This is a genomic window from Marimonas arenosa, assembly GCF_030848945.1.
GTDB classification, from domain to species: Bacteria; Pseudomonadota; Alphaproteobacteria; order Rhodobacterales; family Rhodobacteraceae; genus Marimonas; species Marimonas arenosa.
This window is the reverse complement of record NZ_JANHAX010000003.1, coordinates 325,280-339,235: the sequence shown is the minus strand read 5'-3', so window position 1 is coordinate 339,235 and position 13,956 is coordinate 325,280. Positions and strand designations below refer to the sequence as shown.

Genomic DNA, 13,956 nt, shown 5'->3' with positions numbered 1-13,956 from the left:
ACCCCGCTAAGCTCGGGTCGGGCGGAAGTTGAGCCCCGCCGCGCGCCGTTGCCTGAAGGAAACAATTGAACGATCCAGCTTGGAACGTACCAGGTTGTGATGGAAACACCGCCGCTTTTGGTCTTTAGGAGACAGCAAGCTTTCCGCGCGACTGACGCACCCCGCCATCCGCGGTCCGCTGTCTCAATCCCCCAGCTTGGCGTGGATCTCGTCGAGATCGATCTCGCCCACCGGCATCTTGTTCGACGGGTCGTCGAAGTCGTATTTGAACAACTCGAAATCGCGGTGATAGATCTCTTTCACCAGGTGCATCGACAGGTCGTCGAAATACGCCTCCACCGGATGCGCCCGTTTCGGCCCGTGGCCCTCGCTCTCGTTGAACCGCGGGATCTCGTCCAGCTTCACCTCGACCGGCGTTTCGATCGCGTCCAGAACCTCGCCCATGCCCTCGTTGAACTTCTCGGTCCAGACGATCTTGTCGTAGCGCCCGCCATTGACGATAAAGGTGCTGACATGCCCCGACATCGCGCTCCAGTGAATGTCGGGCTCCATCGGCCGGCGCCAGCGAATGGTATCGCGGGTGAACAGCAGGAAACGGCGGAACGACTTGATCTGGTCGAACTCGAATCCGCTTTCCGGGTCTCCCACTTCGATGCCGTATTTCTGGATCAGAAGCGGCACCAGGTTGCCGCGGTATCGCTTGCCGTTGCGCTGGATGCCGCAAATCTTGTCGAAAAACGATGACAGGATTCGGGTGTAGGGGTTGCGAACGCAGGTGAAGGCATAGGATTGGTGCGTCTTCACATTGGCATTGATCAGCGGCTGGCTTTTCTCCAGCGCCCATTTGTGCAGCCCGTCCTGGGCATCGTGGATATCACCGTCGAAGAACGCGCCATGATCGGAGTAGAACATGATCTGGCCGATGGTTGAGCAGGCGCATTTCGGCACCACCCGATACACCACACTCTCGCTCTCCGTCATCCAGGTTCCCGGAAAACCCATTGACCCGCTGCCTCCGCAAGACCTTTTTCTTGTTGTCTTTGCTGCCTTATAGCAATTGACAAAACCCTAAACAAACCCTGTTTCTCGGGGGTAGGGTACCTGTGTCCCTACCGCCGCGCCGGCCTGTCACGCCGCCGGAACGCGTGACGGCCACGACTGGCGTTTCTTGGTTTATTCAGAGGCCATTCACCTTTATCAAGGACAACAAACACGGGCAGTTGGAATGAATTGGTCACAATATGGCAAAAATCGCCTTCATATTGCTGTGCCACAAGGACCCCGAAGCGATCATCAAGCAGGCTGAGCGGCTTACCGCCGTGGGCGATTACATGGCGATTCACTTCGATTCCAGTGCCAAGCCCGAATACTACCAGCAGATCCGCGCCGCACTGGACGACAACCCCAACGTCACCTTTGCCAAGAAACGGATAAAATGCGGCTGGGGAGAATGGTCTCTGGTCCAGGCCACGCTGAACGCCACCGAAGCTGCGGTCGAGGCGTTTCCGCGGGCGACCCATTTCTACATGCTCTCGGGCGATTGTATGGCGATCAAGTCCGCCGAGTATGCCCACGATTTCCTCGACCGCGACGATGCCGACTACATCGAAAGCTTCGACTATTTCGAAAGCGACTGGATCAAGACCGGATGGAAGGAAGAGCGGCTGATCTACCGCCACTGGTTCAACGAACGCACCCAGAAACGCCGCTTCTACGGTATGTTCGAGCTTCAGAAGCGCTTGGGCCTGACACGCAAGATTCCCGAAGACATCCAGGTCATGATCGGCTCGCAATGGTGGTGCCTGCGCCGCCGCACGATCGAGTGGATCCTCGATTTCACCAAGCAGCGCAAGGACGTGATGCGCTTTTTCCGCACCACCTGGATCCCCGATGAAACCTTTTTCCAGACGCTGGTACGCCACCTCGTGCCCGAACAGGAAATCCGCTCGCGCACGCTCACCTTCCTGATGTTCACCGACTACGGCATGCCGGTGACCTTCTACAACGATCACTACGACCTGCTGCTCAGCCAGGATTTCCTCTTCGCCCGCAAGATCTCGCCCGAGGCGAACGAACTCAAACGTCGCCTCGGGCTGCTTTACGCCACCCGCGGCTGGGATTTCAAAATCTCCAACGAAGGCCGCTCGCTGTTCAAGTTTCTCACCGGCCGCGGCCGCATCGGCCGCCGCTTCGCCACCCGCTTCTGGGAGGCCGAAAGCACTTTGGGCCGCGAACGCGAACTGCTGATCGTGGTCTGCAAGAAATGGCACGTTGCCAAGCGTCTGGTCGACCGCATCCGGCAAATGACCAACATCCCCTGCATTGAATACCTGTTCAACGAAGAGGCCTGCCAGTTGCCCGATCTCGGCGGCATCCAGTCGACCATGGGCAAGCGTCACCGCCACCGCCGGGCGCTGATGCGGATGCTGTTCGACTACTACGACACCGACCGGCTGATCATCTGCCTCGACCCCAGCAATATAGAACTCCTGCACGATTTCTGCGGCGACCGCTCGGTCACGCGGCTTCTGGAAATCGACTGCATCTTTACCGACGACTATTTGATCGGCCACGCCATGCGGGTCGGCCTCGCCGGCGAAAAAACGCCGCAGGAAACCCTCGACCGGCTGCTGCCCACCATCCGCGGCGACATGCAGTTCGAGTCCGACCAGATCCGCGACGCCGAGTTCGCCAATCACTACCGCGTGCGCGAAACCGACTCGCCCGAAGAAAACGCCGTGGCACTACAAAAATTCCTCGCCATCGGCCACGAAAAGGCGGTCGAGCTGGCCTCGACCCACTATCTCTATGCCGACTGAGTCGGTGCCCGCCACAGTCTTGCCTCGGCCCGCCGGATCGCCCATATTCGCGGCCAAGGACGCATTGCCAGAAGGACGTCGCGTATGACCACCAAAGCCCCCGAAACCCGCATCGTCGACACCTGGCGCGTCTCCTGCGACGGCGGCGAAGGGGCGCTCGGCCACCCCCGCGTCTGGCTGCAGATCCCGCATGAACACGGCTGGGTCGAATGCCCCTATTGCGACTGCAAGTTGGTCCACAAGGATTTCGAAGGAAAGGTCTGACGGGCCACTGATCGAAACCGACGGCGTCAGGTGGTCTCCGTCCAGCGGTCGATCAACGACAGCAGAAAATCAACCTGCTGTTGCGCCGCACCCAGGTCTTCCTGCATCCGAACGAAAACCTCGACCCCCATCGAAAAAGTCAGCAGCGTTCGCGCGGCCGCAGGTATGTCGAACTCTAAGGGCAGTTCACTGTTCTGTTTCGCCATGCGCAGCGCATCCTCGAAACTGGCCTGCAAGGCGTCGAAATGCGCAGTGGCGATCGCGCGGACCTCCTCCAGCCCGAGATCGGCATTCTCGATCACTGTATTTACCATTAGGCATCCATACCGGCGCGGGTCCGATGCCCCACCCTTCACGAGCCCTTTCAAAAAGGCCCTGATCCCGTCAAGCCCGCCGGCACTCAGGTCCTTCAGCATGGTTTCCCGCGACATCGCGAGATAGGCGTTCAACGCCTCCAGAAACAAACCTGTCTTGCCGTTGAACTCGGTGTTCAGGGCAAAGCGGTTGATCCCCGTTTCTCGTTCGATCTGGCGCACGCCCGTATTGCTGTACCCCCTTGCCCAGAAGGTATGCATCGCGGCTGTCACCGCAGAGTCCCGATCGTATGATTTTCTTCGTGCCATGGCGATGTCCCCAGCAAGTATCGAACATGTCTTTACAGTTGTCTAGAAATACTATTATCTAGACATATGTCTAGAAAGGGAGAGCGGACATGACCACCATCCTCAGAACAATCGACATCGACATGCCAAGCGACGCGGTCTGGGCGAAAGTCGCCGATACCAGCCAGATTTCCGAGCTCATCGGCTTTGTCGCGGAAAGCTCTCAGGACGGCGCAACGCGGGTCTGTGCGCTCGAGGGGGGCGGAGAACTCAGGGAGACTATCGTCAGTGTCGACGACGACCTGCGGCGGGTGATGTATTCGATCACCGAGTCGCCGCTGAACATGGAATTCCACGCGGCTTCGATGCAGGTTGTCGACAATGGCGGAAAGGCTCGTCTGATCTGGACGGTCGACCTCCTTCCGGACGCCGCAGCCGAACATATGGCTCCGATGATAGACAGCGCCTGCGCCGACATGAAAACCGCGCTTGCCGGCTGATCGGCCACACGGGAGACACTGCTATGCACCGACTGATCCTTCTGATCCTCACCCTGATGCTGTCGGGGCGAATGATGACACTTCTCTTCATCGCCCGCGCCGGACGGGGTGCGCCCGGCGATCCCCCGCTCGGCTGGTTGATGCCTCTGATCGGTGACGCCGTGATCGGCCTGACGGGGCTGGTTGTTGCCTTGCTTGTCTGGAAGGCTCGCGGTCTCGCCGCCTGGACCGCGATCATCGTCTGGAACGCGGTTGCCATCTGGGACGCGCTCTCGGCCTACATCGTCAGCCGCACCGACCCCTGGCCGGAATTCTTCATGCTGCAAATTTTCGGAGCCTCTATGTTCTTCATGGCCTCGGCAATGCACGCTTTGTCGATCTGGATCGCAGCCCATCCGGATTTTCGGCAGAGGTTTCTTGGAGCCTCCTAGGCGAACGACACCACAAGCCACTAAATGACGGCAGACAGGCCGGTTTCCGTCCCCCCGGGCAGCGTCCGGCCCTTCTGCGACCGAACCGGAAATGGCGCTGTTTTGAACTCCGTCGCTCTCATATCCCCCTAGCCCCCCGCGCGCCCTTGTGCGACACATGACGCCGACCAAACCGGGGGAACCGCATATGTCATTCGGCAAAGGCTGCCACCTGCACCTCATCGACGGCTCGGCCTTCATCTTCCGCGCTTATCACGCCCTGCCGCCACTGACCCGTAAATCCGACGGTTTGCCGATCGGCGCGGTGGCGGGTTTCTGCAACATGCTGCAGAAATATGTCGAGGAAGCCACCGGCGACGACGCCCCCACCCATGCCGCCGTGATCTTTGACTATTCCGGGCGGTCGTTCCGCAATGACCTGTATCAGGAGTACAAGGCCAACCGCCCCACCGCGCCCGAAGACCTCGTGCCGCAATTTCCGCTGACCCGCGAGGCCACCCGCGCCTTCAACGTGGCCTGCCACGAGATCGAAGGTTACGAGGCTGACGACATCATCGCCACCCTTGCCACCCAGGCGCGCGAACTGGGCGGCCGCGTCACAATCATTTCCTCCGACAAGGACCTGATGCAACTGGTCGGCGGCGGGGTCGAAATGCTCGACGCGATGAAGAACCGCCGCATCGACCGTGACGGCGTGGTCGAGAAATTCGGTGTCCCGCCGGAAAAGGTGGTCGATGTTCAGGCGCTGGCCGGCGACAGCGTCGACAACGTCCCCGGCGCGCCCGGCATCGGGATCAAGACGGCGGCGCTCCTGATCAATGAATACGGCGATCTCGACACGCTTTTGGACCGCGCCGACGAGATCAAACAGCCCAAGCGCCGCGAAACCCTGATCGAAAAGGCCGACCAGATCCGGATGTCTCGCGAACTGGTGCAGCTCAAAGAAGACACGCCGCTCGATTTCACCCTCGACGATCTCGAAGTGCAGGATCCCGATCCCGAGGTCCTCCTGCCGTTCCTCGCCTCGATGGAATTCCGCACGCTCAGCAAACGCATCGCCGACAAGATGGGGGTTGAGCCCCCGATCATCCCCGAGACCGCCGTGCAACCGGGCGGAGGCGGCGACCCCGCGCCGGCCCCCGAATTTCCGCCCATCGATCCCGGCAAGTACGAATGCGTCCGCGACGCGGTGGCGCTGCAACGCTGGATCGATCTGGCGCACAAGCGCGGTTACATTGCCGTCGACACCGAGACAACTTCGCTCGACGAAATGCAGGCCGATTTGGTGGGCATCTCGCTCTGCGTCGAGCCGGGCGCGGCATGCTACATCCCCCTCACCCACAAGGACGGCGGCGCCGACGATCTTTTCGGCTCCGAGGCCTTGGCCGACGGCCAGATGCCGCTGGACGAGGCGCTGGCCCTGCTCAAACCGGTTCTCGAGGATGATGCCATCCTCAAGATCGGCCAGAACATGAAATACGACGCCAAGATCTTCGCCCGCCTCGGGGTGGAGGTGGCGCCGATCGACGACACCATGCTGATGTCCTATGCCATGCATGCCGGCCTGCACGGCCACGGCATGGACGCGCTCTCCGAACGCTATCTCGGCCACACCCCGATCCCGATCAAGGAATTGATCGGCTCGGGCCGCTCGGCCATCACCTTCGACCGGGTGCCGGTCGACGAGGCGGTGAAATATGCCGCCGAAGATGCCGATGTCACGCTGCGCCTCTGGACGTTGTTCAAACCTTCGCTGCACCGCGAACGGGTCACCTCCGTCTATGAAATGCTCGAGCGTCCTCTCGTATCCGTACTTTCTCGTATGGAAATGGACGGCATCACGGTTGACCGTGACACACTCAGCCGCATGTCCAATGCCTTCGCGCAGAAGATGGCTGGGCTCGAGGCCGAACTGCACGAGATGGCGGGACATGAATTCAACGTCCAGTCCCCGGCCCAGGTTGGTGAGATCCTGTTCGGCGAGATGAGGTTCGAGGGCGGCTCGCGCACGAAAACAGGGCAATGGTCCACCCCGGCTGATGTGCTGGAAGACCTTGCCACAGAACATGAATTTCCAGCCCGGGTGCTCGACTACCGCCAACTGCAAAAGCTCAAGTCGACCTATACCGACGCTCTACAGACCCATATCAATCCCGAGACTGGCCGCGTCCATACCTCCTATGTCCAGACCGGCGCCAACACTGGGCGATTGGCCTCGACCGACCCTAACCTGCAAAACATACCTATCCGTACGGAAGAAGGTCGGCGCATCCGCGAAGCCTTTGTTGCGCCTGCGGGAAAGACGCTTATCTCGCTCGACTACTCACAGATCGAACTGCGCATTCTCGCCCATGTCGCCGGGATCGAGACGATGAAGCAGGCCTTCCGCGACGGGCTCGACATCCACGCCATGACCGCCTCCGAGATGTTCGGTGTGCCGCTCGATCAGATGACTCCAGACATCCGTCGCCGCGCCAAGGCGATCAATTTCGGCGTGATCTACGGCATCTCCGGTTTCGGCCTGGCGCGGAACCTGCGCATTCCGCGTGCCGAAGCGCAGGCCTTCATCGACGCCTATTTCGAACGCTACCCGGGTATCCGCGCCTATATGGACGATACGGTAGCGTATGCGAAAGAGCATGGATTCGTCCAAACCCTGTTCGGCAGGCGTATACACACCCCCGAGATCACCGCTAAAGGCCCCCGCGCCGGCTTCGCCCGCCGCGCCGCGATCAATGCCCCGATCCAGGGCACCGCCGCCGACGTCATCCGCCGCGCCATGATCCGCATGCCCGTCGCGATATCGGGCCAGCCGGCCAAGATGCTCCTGCAGGTGCACGACGAACTGCTGTTCGAAGTCGAGGAAGCCGCCGCGGACAAGCTCATCGATACCGCCCGCGAGGTGATGGAAGGGGCTGCCCATCCCGCGGTGCATCTTGATATCCCCCTTACCGTCGATGCCGGTCGCGGGCAAAACTGGGCCGAGGCGCACTGATCGGCGCCGCGCGGACGCGGAAACGCTGCGTTTCGTGATCTGTTCTTCCGGGGCGCATTGATCGAGCGTAAAGTTGTTTTCGTTATCCAGACGCCATTGCGACATATCGGGGGCATTCGCAGTGCAGGCATTTCGCATCATGTTGCTCGCGGTGGGCCTCTTTGCCGCGGCTACCGTCGCATCCGCCGACACGGCCTCCGGTCCCCGCATTCTGGTGATCGGCGACAGCTTGCTGGCGTCGCATTCGATCTCCGGGCGCTCGGTCGGCCACAATCTGTCGCGGCTGCTCCGGGCCGAGGTCAGCAACCATCCCGTCGGCGGCGCGCGGATGATCTACAACCTGCCGATCACCGGTGCGATGGGCCTGTCGATTCCCAAGCAATGGCGCGGCGGCGACTGGGATTGGGTGGTAATGAACGGCGGCGGCAACGACCTCTGGCTTGGCTGCGGCTGCCGCAAAAATGGCTGCATCCGCAAGATGAACCGGCTGATCGCCGAAAACGGCCGCCGCGGCGCCATCCCGTCGCTGGTCTCGAAAATCCGAAAATCCGGCGCGCGGGTGATCATTGTCGGCTACCTGCGCAGCCCCGGCTTCACCTCGCCGATAGAATCCTGCAAGGATGAAGGCGACGAATTGGAAACGCGCGTCGGCCGGCTGGCGGCGCTCGACCCCGGTATTACCTTCCATTCCCTGACCGACCTGGTGCCGCATGGCGACCTGAGCTTTCACGCCGCCGACCGTATCCACCCCTCGCTTAAGGCCAGCCGGGCCATTGCCGCCCGGATTGCACGGATCATCCGCGGCAAATAGGCTGCCGGCATTGCTAAACTCAGGTCTTAACGGAGAGAGTCATGAAACGCCTTTGCCTTGTCCTTGTCTTCTGGGCCGCCCCGGTGCTGGCAGACGACAGCGCCTATTACGTCTCCTCGGCGGGGGACGACTATGCCATCACCGTCAACGATAACGGCTATGTGCTCACCAGCCGCTACCCCAAGGCCCGTTTCGTCGAAGCCGGCGCCGACAGCCACGTCGTGCGCGGTATCGACACCTTCTACTTCGGCAAGGCCTGCGATGCTGCCCACGCGCTTTTCGGCGCGGGCAAGTGGGGTTGGGCCAATGGCGGGTTCGGCGCCGATTTCGGATCCGGCTTCAGGTTGCGTTTTCCGCGTCAGGAGTTGCCCCAGGGCCACGGCGACATCTGCCGCTGGTAGAACACCTCAGGCATTTTCAGAGAGAAGCGCGAAGGCGTTAGTGATCCCCGGCTTAGTGATCCTCGACACAGCCGGCGTGATCGCCGAAGGCATCCAGCACCGTACAGGGATCTCCCCGTTGTCCGGCGCAGCTTGCGCTGATCCGTTCAAGCTCTGTTTCCAATCCCTGTAACCGCGCGATCCGCGCGCGGATATTGGCCAGGTGCCGCTCGGCCAACGCGTGGGTGCGCGCATGGTCGTTCGGATCCATCCCGATCAGTTCGCGGATCGCCTCCAGCGGCAGACCCAGAGCGCGGGCATGGCGGATGAACGCCAACCGTTCCAACCCCTCGCGGCCGTAGCGCCGCTGATTGCCCTCCGTGCGCCCCTCGGGCGCAACCAGCCCCATCTGTTCGTAGTACCGGATGGTCGGCACCTTCACCCCGGTTCGCCGCGCCAGATCGCCGATGGAAAACATCGGTCTCCCCCTCTTGAACCTATAGCTACTAAAGACATTAGGTTTTCCTCTGACCCTGAATCAAGAGGCCAGACATCATGACCGATCTTCTCTCCGCCACCCCGTTGCTCGACTTCAACGCACCCCCCATCCAACACTTGATCACCACGCGCGGCTGGCGAAACCTTTCCCAACATGACCGCATCGGCGCGGCCTACGAGTTCACCCGCAACGCCATCCCCTTCGGCTACAACACGCGCGACGACCTGCCCGCCAGCCGGGTGCTGGCCGATGGCTATGGCCAGTGCAACACCAAGACGATCCTGCTGATGACCCTGCTGCGCGCCCTGGGCGTCCCCTGCCGCCTGCACGGCTTCACCATCGTCAAATCCCTGTAACGCGGCATCGTACCGGAACCCGCCTACCGCCTGGCACCCTCCGAGATCGTCCACAGTTGGGTCGAGTTCTACCACGAGGACCGATGGGGCGCGCTCGAAGGCTTCATTCTCGACGACCCCCTGCTATCGGCCCTGCAATCCCGCTTCGGCCCCGGCCCACTCTGCGCCTATGGAGCCGGCACCAGTTGCCTTGAAAATCCTGGCGTCGACTGGACTGGTACCGACACCTTCATCCAGGCCACCGGCATCACCCACGATCTCGGGGTTTTCAACACGCCCGACGCCTTCTATGCAGAGCACAGGCAGGATCTCGACCCTCTCCGCGCGGCGCTCTACCGGCATATTGTCCGCCACTGGATGAACGCCCGCTTGCGCGCCATGCGCAAGGGCCGGATCCCGGATATCCCCGGCGGCCCCGACCCCGCCCCGCAACCCGACAGCCGCAAGGGCAAACTCGATGCCGCATGACCAACACCATCACAACCACTCCGGTCTCGCAGGCGACAAACGCGTCGTCTGGGCCGTCGCCGTCAATCTTGTCCTGACGTTGGCGCAGATCGTCGCCGGGGTGATCTCCGGCAGTCTCGCGTTGATCGGCGACGCGGTTCACAACATGTCGGATGCGCTGTCACTGTTGGTCGCGCTCTCTGCCCGCCGTATCGGCCGCCGCCCGGCCGACGAAACCATGACCTTCGGCTATGGCCGGGCCGAGGTGGTGGCCGCCCTGATCAACTACACCACCCTGATCGTCATCGCCCTCTATCTTACCGCCGAAGGCATCCAGCGCCTGTTCAACCCGGTCGAGGTCGATGGCTGGATCGTCGTCATCGTGGCCGGCATCGCGCTCGCCGTCGACACCGTCACCGCGCTCCTCGTCTTCCGCCTGTCGAAAACCAGCGTCAACATGCGCGCCGCCTTCCTGCACAACCTCGCCGATGCACTGGGCTCGGTCGCAGTGATCGCGGCCGGAACGCTGATCCTGCTCTACGACTGGCGCCTGGTTGACCCGATCGTCACCCTGATGATCGCCGGCTACATCCTCTGGCATGCGGGTCAGGGCATGCGTCCGGTGGTCCGTATCCTCATGCTCGGTGTGCCGGACGACGTCTCTCTCCCCGACGTCATCGCAGCGATGGAAGCTGTCGATGGTGTCGAAAACGTCCACCATCTCCACCTCTGGCACATGCAGGAGCACGACGCCGCGCTTGAGGCGCATGTCGCCCTGCATGATGGTGCAAATCCCGAAACCGTGAAAAGCGACCTCAAGTCACTCTTGCGGTCCCGTTTCGGCATCGCCCATTCTGTGCTCGAATTCGAAACCCCCGCTGAAACCTGCGCAGATCCGCAGGTCATCGGCCACGACTGAGGTCCGCCATGTCGTCCGACACCCCCCAGCCCACGCCCCAGGAACTCGCCGACGCGCTGGTCGGTATCCTCGATGTCGAGCCGGTCGAACTGAATTTCTTTCGCGGCATCGCCACCCCTGGCGGCCGTGGCCGCAGCTTCGGCGGCCAGGTCATCGCCCAGGCGCTGATGGCCGCGATCAAGACCGTGCCCGAAGACCGCCCGGCGCATTCTTTGCACGGCTATTTCATGCGCCCCGGTGACGCCACTGCGCCGGTGCTCTACCAGGTCGAACGTGACCGAGACGGTGGCTCCTTCACCACCCGACGGGTGATCGCGGTGCAGAACGGCAAGCCGATCCTCAACCTCGCCGCCTCTTTCCAGGTCGAGGAGCCGGGCCTGGCCCACCAGGACGACATGCCCGACGTGCCGCCGCCGGAAAACCTCAAAACCGAAGAAGAACTGGCCGACGCGCACGAGGGCGAGCTGCCCGAGCAATTCCTCAAATGGCTTCGCATTCCGCGCCCCGTCGAAATGCGTCCAGTCAACCCGCGTCCCCCCTTCACCCGCGAACCGCTGCGCGAACAGAGCTTCTGGTTCCGCGTGCCTGGCCATATCGGCGCCAACCCCGCTTTGCACCGCGCCGCGCTGGCGTTTGCTTCAGATTTCGGGCTGCTCGGCACCGCCGCCTATGTCCATGGCAAGGCCTTCGCCGATCCGGACATGCAATTTGCTTCGCTCGATCATGCGCTCTGGATCCACGGCGATGTGCGCGCGGACGACTGGCTGCTTTACACCATGGATAGCCCGTGGGCCGGTGGCGCCCGCGGCTTCACCCGCGGCCGCATCTTCACCCGCGATGGCCGCCTGGTCGCCAATGTCGCCCAGGAAGGTCTTATTCGTCGGATTGTCCCGAAAAGCTGACGCTCTCACCATTTGCCAGCGGCACATAGACGGGAACTGCCGTGCCATCGGCGTGCGGTGCTTTAGCGAATTTTCCCGCCGAACCACGCACCTCGGGCGCCATACGCAGTGCAGGCAGGATGCAGACGCTTTGCAGACGCCGGATTTTCCGCCAGATTTCCACCTTAACTCGCCGGGGCGGTGCCATCATATTTCGTCAATCCCGGCGCTGTGCACCCTCTGCCCGCATCTTCGCATACAATGCGGTCCGCGACTTGTCCCTTTCCGTCCGGAACCGCCCTCCGGGTGCCATGCCATTGATCCGGTCCAGCCGGAACATCCTGAAATCGTTGCGTAACTCGCACCACGCCACCAGAGTCCAGACCTTACCCCAAAAAAACAGCCCCAGTGGCCGGATCACCCGTCTGCTTTCCTCTCCGGCTTCGTCGCAATAGGAAATCTTGGCGGCCTCGTGCGTCTCGGCCATGGCCTCCAGCCGGTCCAGCCGTGCGCGCAATTCCTCAGTCATGTCAGGGGTTTGCATCGCATGCACCGGCACCTGCGCCGCCTTTGTCCGGGCCGCTTCGGGCAGCACCGCCTCGATCTTTACCAGCGCCTCCTGCGCTGCTTCCGCCATCGCTGCTCCGCCCCAGGCCCGCACCAGCCGTGCGCCCGCCACCAGCGCGGCCACTTCATCACTTGTAAACATCAAGGGCGGAAGATCGTATCCGGCGCGCATCACATATCCCATGCCTGCCTCGCCCTCGATCGGCACCCCCGACCCGATCAGGTCGGCCACATCGCGATAGATTGTGCGGCGGCTCACTTCCAGCCGCCCGGCCAGTTGCTCTGCGGTGACAAGCCGACTGCCCCTTAGATACTGCACGATCTGGAAAAGGCGGTCGGCGCGGCGCATGGGCGCTACCCCTTGGGCTCGAAAAGCCCGATGGAATTGCCATCCGGGTCGGTCGCATAAGTCCAGCGCCCGAAGGGCATCTCGACCAGCGGCCCGCTCACCGTGCCGCCACCGGCTTCAACCCGCGTGCTGGCGGCCTCCACGGTGTCGCCCGGCGCCAGCGCCAAGTGCACCGTCGGCCCGGTTCCTGCCACCGCTGGCTTGCCTGGATACAGATTCCCCGCCGGGCCGTTCATCTCACCGTTCAGCACCGCCATTGGGTTGGGGCCGGACGTGTCGATCTCCATCTTATAGCCAAAGACCTTGGCATAGAAATCGCAGGCCTTGTCCATGTCCGTCACCGGAATTTCGCTCCACACCAGAACGGGTTGCTGGGTCATATCATCTCTCCTTTGTCAGACTCACTGACTCCTTATCGCACAGCCCTGCTGACAGCTTCCTGTCAGCATGTTTCACGGGCCAGGCCACACCCCGATCACCGGCAGATGCAGACGCCAAAGCGCAGCCCAGCTCAGCACCCAGATCGCAAGACGCACCAGCGACGGCAAACTGCGCGGCTGCCAGCGCCCCGAAACCATTGCCGCAAAAGGTAAAAGCCCCGTCCGCCGCGCCGCTCTGTCCCAGGCCTCGGTCCCCATCCCGGCCCGCCGTCGCCGCTCGACAATCGCCATCCCCGCCAGCGAAAACCCCAGGAAAAGCCCGAAAAGGATCAAATGCGCTAGGTCGCCATTGGCCAGCAGATGCGCCCCTGACCACAGCGCGAGCGCCCACAGAAGCGGCTGCCGCGTCAATCCTGCAATCCCGGGCCGGTCGGGGTCGAAGCCGTCGGTGCGGCCTTCGAAGGCAAAGGGATTGGCCGCGGCGGTGCCAAAAACCATAAGCGCTATGACCAGCGGCATCACGATATTCACTGCCCAGCGCTGCCAGCCCGCCTGATCCCAGAGCGGCACGAACGGTGCCCGGCCCGCAGCGAAGATCACCCAGAACAACAGCAAGGTCGAAACCAGGCTGAACACGATCACATAGCCCCGCCGCCCCAGCGCACGCTCCAACCTTGCCTTCAGCCCCGCCATCGCTGGGACCCGGTGCGACGCCATGAACACAATCAGCGCCAGTGCGAACTCGATCCAGCCCAT

The 13,956-nt window shown here is 62.3% G+C and carries 16 protein-coding genes and 1 pseudogene; 10 read left to right on the top strand and 7 right to left on the bottom strand.

Annotated features, from left to right (window positions below):
- Positions 1–183 precede the first annotated feature (183 nt).
- Entirely contained in the window at positions 184–1,002 is an 819-nt protein-coding gene (locus NO357_RS11805) for a sulfotransferase family protein (RefSeq protein WP_306735873.1), read from the bottom strand.
- 239 nt (positions 1,003–1,241) lie between these two features.
- On the opposite strand from NO357_RS11805, the gene NO357_RS11800 reads away from it, so the two are divergent.
- Positions 1,242–2,819: a DUF5928 domain-containing protein gene (locus NO357_RS11800; RefSeq protein WP_306735872.1), complete on the top strand. Its 1,578-nt coding sequence runs from the start codon at positions 1,242–1,244 to the stop codon at positions 2,817–2,819.
- A gap of 84 nt (positions 2,820–2,903) precedes the next feature.
- A complete protein-coding gene (locus NO357_RS11795) occupies positions 2,904–3,083 on the top strand; it encodes a zinc-finger domain-containing protein (protein WP_306735871.1) in 180 nt (59 codons plus the stop codon).
- A 26-nt stretch (positions 3,084–3,109) separates the two neighbouring features.
- On the opposite strand, the gene NO357_RS11790 is transcribed toward NO357_RS11795, so the two are convergent.
- Positions 3,110–3,706: a TetR/AcrR family transcriptional regulator gene (locus NO357_RS11790; RefSeq protein WP_306735870.1), complete on the bottom strand. Its 597-nt coding sequence runs from the start codon at positions 3,704–3,706 to the stop codon at positions 3,110–3,112.
- An 89-nt stretch (positions 3,707–3,795) separates the two neighbouring features.
- Here NO357_RS11790 and NO357_RS11785 point away from each other — a divergent pair, with 89 nt between their 5' ends.
- The 5 genes from NO357_RS11785 (at position 3,796) to NO357_RS11765 (ending at position 8,823) form a co-directional block, all read left to right on the top strand.
- Complete coding sequence (locus tag NO357_RS11785) at positions 3,796–4,185, top strand: SRPBCC family protein (protein WP_306735869.1); 390 nt, start codon at positions 3,796–3,798, stop codon at positions 4,183–4,185.
- Positions 4,186–4,208: 23 nt separating this feature from the next.
- Positions 4,209–4,616 carry a hypothetical protein gene (locus NO357_RS11780; RefSeq protein WP_306735868.1) on the top strand — a complete coding sequence of 136 codons (408 nt, stop codon included), beginning with the start codon at positions 4,209–4,211 and terminating at the stop codon, positions 4,614–4,616.
- Between the two features lie 187 nt (positions 4,617–4,803).
- Complete coding sequence (gene polA / locus NO357_RS11775; RefSeq protein ID WP_306735867.1) at positions 4,804–7,611, top strand: DNA polymerase I; 2,808 nt, start codon at positions 4,804–4,806, stop codon at positions 7,609–7,611.
- 121 nt (positions 7,612–7,732) lie between these two features.
- Positions 7,733–8,422, top strand: coding sequence for an SGNH/GDSL hydrolase family protein (locus NO357_RS11770; protein WP_306735866.1), 690 nt, complete (start codon positions 7,733–7,735; stop codon positions 8,420–8,422).
- Positions 8,423–8,463: 41 nt separating this feature from the next.
- A complete protein-coding gene (locus NO357_RS11765; protein WP_306735865.1) occupies positions 8,464–8,823 on the top strand; it encodes a hypothetical protein in 360 nt (119 codons plus the stop codon).
- Between the two features lie 52 nt (positions 8,824–8,875).
- On the opposite strand, the gene NO357_RS11760 is transcribed toward NO357_RS11765, so the two are convergent.
- A complete protein-coding gene (locus tag NO357_RS11760) occupies positions 8,876–9,280 on the bottom strand; it encodes a MerR family transcriptional regulator (protein ID WP_306735864.1) in 405 nt (134 codons plus the stop codon).
- Between the two features lie 77 nt (positions 9,281–9,357).
- Between NO357_RS11760 and NO357_RS11755 the strand changes: the two are divergent.
- The 3 genes and pseudogenes from NO357_RS11755 (at position 9,358) to NO357_RS11745 (ending at position 11,925) form a co-directional block, all read left to right on the top strand.
- Positions 9,358–10,125 (top strand): annotated as a pseudogene (locus NO357_RS11755) (transglutaminase-like domain-containing protein).
- Positions 10,115–11,023, top strand: a complete 909-nt coding sequence (locus NO357_RS11750) for a cation diffusion facilitator family transporter (protein WP_306735863.1) — start codon at positions 10,115–10,117, stop codon at positions 11,021–11,023. Before NO357_RS11755 ends, NO357_RS11750 begins: the two are co-directional and overlap by 11 nt.
- A gap of 8 nt (positions 11,024–11,031) precedes the next feature.
- Positions 11,032–11,925 carry an acyl-CoA thioesterase gene (locus NO357_RS11745; RefSeq protein ID WP_306735862.1) on the top strand — a complete coding sequence of 298 codons (894 nt, stop codon included), beginning with the start codon at positions 11,032–11,034 and terminating at the stop codon, positions 11,923–11,925.
- On the opposite strand, the gene NO357_RS11740 is transcribed toward NO357_RS11745, so the two are convergent.
- From NO357_RS11740 to NO357_RS11725, 4 genes are all read right to left on the bottom strand, one after another.
- A complete protein-coding gene (locus tag NO357_RS11740) occupies positions 11,897–12,115 on the bottom strand; it encodes a hypothetical protein (RefSeq protein ID WP_306735861.1) in 219 nt (72 codons plus the stop codon). The genes NO357_RS11745 and NO357_RS11740 overlap by 29 nt on opposite strands.
- Positions 12,116–12,121: 6 nt before the next feature.
- Positions 12,122–12,820 (bottom strand): helix-turn-helix transcriptional regulator, encoded by a 699-nt coding sequence (locus NO357_RS11735; RefSeq protein WP_306735860.1) that lies wholly within the window; start codon positions 12,818–12,820, stop codon positions 12,122–12,124.
- A gap of 5 nt (positions 12,821–12,825) precedes the next feature.
- Complete coding sequence (locus NO357_RS11730) at positions 12,826–13,200, bottom strand: VOC family protein (protein ID WP_306735859.1); 375 nt, start codon at positions 13,198–13,200, stop codon at positions 12,826–12,828.
- Positions 13,201–13,272: 72 nt separating this feature from the next.
- Positions 13,273–13,956, bottom strand: coding sequence for an NnrU family protein (locus tag NO357_RS11725; protein WP_306735858.1), 684 nt, complete (start codon positions 13,954–13,956; stop codon positions 13,273–13,275).

Coding starts and splice junctions, on each gene's coding strand:
- NO357_RS11780 (WP_306735868.1), top strand. CDS start 4,209: ATGCACCGACTGATCCTTCTGATCCTCACCCTGATGCTGTCGGGGCGA.
- NO357_RS11790 (WP_306735870.1), bottom strand. CDS start 3,706: ATGGCACGAAGAAAATCATACGATCGGGACTCTGCGGTGACAGCCGCG.
- NO357_RS11805 (WP_306735873.1), bottom strand. CDS start 1,002: ATGGGTTTTCCGGGAACCTGGATGACGGAGAGCGAGAGTGTGGTGTAT.
- polA (WP_306735867.1), top strand. CDS start 4,804: ATGTCATTCGGCAAAGGCTGCCACCTGCACCTCATCGACGGCTCGGCC.
- NO357_RS11725 (WP_306735858.1), bottom strand. CDS start 13,956: ATGGGCTGGATCGAGTTCGCACTGGCGCTGATTGTGTTCATGGCGTCG.
- NO357_RS11730 (WP_306735859.1), bottom strand. CDS start 13,200: ATGACCCAGCAACCCGTTCTGGTGTGGAGCGAAATTCCGGTGACGGAC.
- NO357_RS11800 (WP_306735872.1), top strand. CDS start 1,242: ATGGCAAAAATCGCCTTCATATTGCTGTGCCACAAGGACCCCGAAGCG.
- NO357_RS11745 (WP_306735862.1), top strand. CDS start 11,032: ATGTCGTCCGACACCCCCCAGCCCACGCCCCAGGAACTCGCCGACGCG.
- NO357_RS11760 (WP_306735864.1), bottom strand. CDS start 9,280: ATGTTTTCCATCGGCGATCTGGCGCGGCGAACCGGGGTGAAGGTGCCG.
- NO357_RS11785 (WP_306735869.1), top strand. CDS start 3,796: ATGACCACCATCCTCAGAACAATCGACATCGACATGCCAAGCGACGCG.
- NO357_RS11750 (WP_306735863.1), top strand. CDS start 10,115: ATGCCGCATGACCAACACCATCACAACCACTCCGGTCTCGCAGGCGAC.
- NO357_RS11735 (WP_306735860.1), bottom strand. CDS start 12,820: ATGCGCCGCGCCGACCGCCTTTTCCAGATCGTGCAGTATCTAAGGGGC.
- NO357_RS11765 (WP_306735865.1), top strand. CDS start 8,464: ATGAAACGCCTTTGCCTTGTCCTTGTCTTCTGGGCCGCCCCGGTGCTG.
- NO357_RS11795 (WP_306735871.1), top strand. CDS start 2,904: ATGACCACCAAAGCCCCCGAAACCCGCATCGTCGACACCTGGCGCGTC.
- NO357_RS11740 (WP_306735861.1), bottom strand. CDS start 12,115: ATGATGGCACCGCCCCGGCGAGTTAAGGTGGAAATCTGGCGGAAAATC.